This window comes from Bacteroides sp. (genome assembly GCF_052357945.1).
Lineage (GTDB): Bacteria > Bacteroidota > Bacteroidia > Bacteroidales > Bacteroidaceae > Bacteroides.
In genome coordinates, this window is sequence record NZ_DAWCXD010000250.1 from 1 (window position 1) to 3892 (window position 3892).

General features: G+C 39.0%; 2 protein-coding genes. Both read right to left on the reverse strand.

Features of this window, described 5'->3' with window-relative positions; genetic code table 11:
- Positions 1 to 751: 751 nt before the first annotated feature.
- Positions 752 to 2629, reverse strand: a complete 1878-nt coding sequence (locus ACT8YW_RS22260) for an ATP-binding protein (RefSeq protein ID WP_131211056.1) — start codon at positions 2627 to 2629, stop codon at positions 752 to 754.
- Positions 2629 to 3720 carry an SIR2 family protein gene (locus ACT8YW_RS22265; protein WP_165501981.1) on the reverse strand — a complete coding sequence of 364 codons (1092 nt, stop codon included), beginning with the start codon at positions 3718 to 3720 and terminating at the stop codon, positions 2629 to 2631. Before ACT8YW_RS22265 ends, ACT8YW_RS22260 begins: the two co-directional genes overlap by 1 nt.
- Positions 3721 to 3892 lie beyond the last annotated feature (172 nt).

Consider the following 3892-nt stretch of genomic DNA (forward strand, 5'->3'; position numbering starts at 1 on the left):
AAAGAACCGCACCTCCGATCATCGAATCTGAATTTCTTCAGTCCAACAATCGGGGGTGCGGTTCACACCAATAGGAAACAGCCCACCATAGAATCAACGTGAAACTAAGGAGACATAACAAGTGCCTGGACGTATTTCATGGGAAAGAATATCCGGCGACGATGTTGAAACCAACATCGCAATATACATATGCAACCTCGTTAGATGGTTATCCAAATAACAAAAACGAATACACAATGCATTCAGAAGCCCCTATTTGCGATTTATGCATGAAATGTAGAACCACACTAAAGCCCGAAGAAAGGAGCAAAGTCTCTCAAGTCTTCATTGGAACATTGTTTGATTTATCCGCATATGAGCAATACGCAATTCCATATAGATAGCTCTCAACAATAATTAAAAACAATAATGGCAATGATTCAGAAAACGCCAATCAGTAGGATGTGCCGGTGATTTCGATATGAAGAATCAGCGCGCGCAGGGTCAGCGACCGCACAGATTTTTGGATTATCGAGAAACGTTACGCGACACAGGGAGATAAATGGGAATGGAGGAATACTAGAAGTCAGTTTTAAGCGAGGACTTGATAAGACGTTATCCACGCCGCCCTTGGATGGAAAATGTTTCAGTTACTCGAGCGCGCCAGCCCGACGTATTTGTCGACGCCGAGCCTGGCGCGGAGGTAATGGTAGCCGTTCGATACGACTCCGCCCCTCGGAACCGAACCCGCAAAGATCCGTTTATTCAATCTTCAAAAAGTCTGCGTTCCACTGTACGTATCGCTCGCAGAAGCAGTATTATCAGCTTTGGATGTCCATTTTTTAATCAAATCAACATCGTCGGAATCAGGACGCGAATACGGTTCATAATCAACTTTGATGAGTGAGGGAAGACCGAAAGCGCGACCAGTCAACACGGCTTCGCCTTTACCTAAAGTAGGAATTCGTGATTTGGAGAACGCGTCAAGAGTTGGCATCGTGTTCTCCATCATTTGCAAATCCTTGTCATTCACTAACTTATGAACGATATAGTTATGGATCTGAGACATAATTGTTGGAGAAATATCCGCTGGACGTTGAGACGCAATTGTAAGGAAGAAACCATACTTTCGACCTTCTTTAATCATTGACTCAAAAGTCGACAGACGATAATCTTCCCAGATATCAGAGTGAGATGATTTAAAAGAATTAAGAATATTATGCGCTTCATCTATTATTAGATGAACCGAAACACTGTTCGAATCTTTCTTTTTCCACTCATAGAACATCTTAGCAATTAACAATGCAAAGGTTTCTTTATATTCCGCATCAACGTTTTTTAAGTTGAAAACAGTGACGCCTTTTAGATAACACTCATCAGATCCTTTTATTTCAGCATACTTTTCTATGGAATTGACAACTCTTTCCATTCTTCCCACGACAGGCCTCAACCAATCAAGTTGCATGCCCATATATTTCGCGTCATATATTTTCTGAAATTTTATAAAATTCAAAAAAGAAATACATGGATTAAAAGAACTCACGCATTTTGCTAAATCTCGCTTCACAGAATCAAGTTTCAAATTAGAATACTCCCACCCATCAATGGAATCCCCCTTGTCAATATACTTTTCTATGCCATCCTCCAATATATACATTAAATCATTTTTAAATGTTTTAACGGTATCAAGCACATTCATACAATCAATTTCACCATTAGATCCCTCTTGTAAAATACTTCTCGCCACATCACGCCATTCTTCGATAAGGTCAATACTGCAAGACGTTAAACATTTCTTTAAGAGACCTATTTCCATCGAAGTATATTCACGGTTTTCTCGCCATTTTTTTAGAGAACGAGCCAAAAAAGGCACTTGTGTATTCTCAGTCGCTTTAGCCAAAACTTTCAATGTATTTATATCAAAAAATAAATTTTCATCAATTGGAAATTTTTCTTTTACTCCATCATAAAGTTGAATATGATGGTCTTTAAAAGCCGAACCGCTTCCGTATTCACCATTGAAATCAATGATAACAAAGCTACTTTTCTCCAATGCCGGTGAACCATACCTCGAATTAAATAACTCAAGATACAGCTTGTGCAGGGTGTTCGATTTTCCACTTCCAGTATTACCGAAAATGCCAATATGCGAAGCAAAGAAATCATTCACAGGAATCCTAATTGGCTGATTCTCCATAAGAGAGCGCCCTATGGTTACCGATTCACATTCTTTAACACCGCGAGAAAAAATATCCGCGATATCTTCAGAAGATGCGGAAACAAGAACATTACCCACCATAGGGACGACAGCACTTGTTAAAGAAAAGTGTCCATCTTTGATCACACCCTGAGATCTGACTTTCACTATTCTCTGAATCGATTGTGCATGGAAGCGGTTATCAAATTCTTTTGAATTAATGGTATTCAGCTGATCTCGCACTTTTTCCGATAGAACAGTCACAACAATGCGATTCCGCCCCTGCTTAAGAATCGCATATGCTCCAACCTTTATTCCGTTTATCTCCTCACCATCCATAAAGAAAGAAGTACCATTAGTTACGTTGTACATGCCAATAGTCGCCTCATCGGCATCAACTGACATAACAACCCCGAGTTCTTTTTCACTTCGCTCCACGATTTCCTCCACCATTACGCACAATTTAATTCACCAGTAATTATTTTGTTTAAATTACTCAAATTTAAACGATTAAAATCTTCACTAGAGAAGATAAAATCTTTTGGACTTAAGAAGTATAAATTGTTCCTTAAACCACAATTAGTGAGATTTTTTCTAATTGTTTCAACGTCAGCGTCTCTATATGCCACAACGACAACCATTAGCGCACGATTCTCCAACGCTCTTTTCAACGCCTTAGCAATATGCCCATCACCAAATGAAAAACCATGCACTATCAGTATCGAGCCATTCTCCCAACTCGCCGACATCTCATATTCAAAATAGCGCAGCATTTCATAATAGTGTTTTTTTAATGTTGTGTTCTCTGGTTCTTGACCATTAGGCGCCACCATTCCTTTTCCAGACACATCAATGTCCTCAACGACATTATTTTGAATCTGAATCGCATCAGCAGAGAGTTCGTTCCAATTTACAGATCCATGAATTTTAATAAGATTGATTGCTGGTAACTCATTTATATAGTTATCAAAACGACCTCTATAAGCAGTCAAGGTATCAAAATTTGAGCTATCTAACAGTCTCTTAAAATATCCTCTGGCACCATCATTAAATACAAAAGGAACAGACCCTCCTTCTCTATAAATTTCATCAATTGCTTCTTCAACGAATAAATCATAATTTGTAGAAAAAATATTAATATTTTTATGCAATTCTCTCGAATTCACATTGTTTAATATGGAAAGAATATTATTCATAAAACATTTATATTCATTTGCAGTGCTTTGTATTTCATGAAATTTTGTTTCAACAAAGTCTTGCACAGCTTGTATACTACCTTGCCCACAAAAGTGATTATATTCTTTTTTAAGCGGTGAATTCCACCTGCTATCTTTAGATTCCACCCATTCAATAAATAAAGCAGGATCATGCGCTATTAAAGTCTTATTTCTTTGCACTACTTCTTCCAGCAAATCTTTAGGATCATAATCATTCATTAGAGGCATGCCAGGAGCAGACGTACCCGAGCCGAAGAAGAAACTTGTTTTCTTTTCTGCGATCCAATCCGGAAGGTGCTTAATAATTTCTTTATTAGACATTGCCATTTCGCCACTCCTTAAACCCATTCTTAACAATCAAGGCTAGCACTCCACAACGAGGTGGTGACGTTTTCTTGGACTCCCTGACCGGGAGGAGCACCCCCCTAGGGTGGCATACAGCGTGGCGGGTTCTAGTGATCGTTGCAACACCTGACCTACCGCAAGGAGGGTCAGGTGA

Coding starts and splice junctions, on each gene's coding strand:
- ACT8YW_RS22260 (WP_131211056.1), bottom strand. CDS start 2,629: ATGGTGGAGGAAATCGTGGAGCGAAGTGAAAAAGAACTCGGGGTTGTT.
- ACT8YW_RS22265 (WP_165501981.1), bottom strand. CDS start 3,720: ATGGCAATGTCTAATAAAGAAATTATTAAGCACCTTCCGGATTGGATC.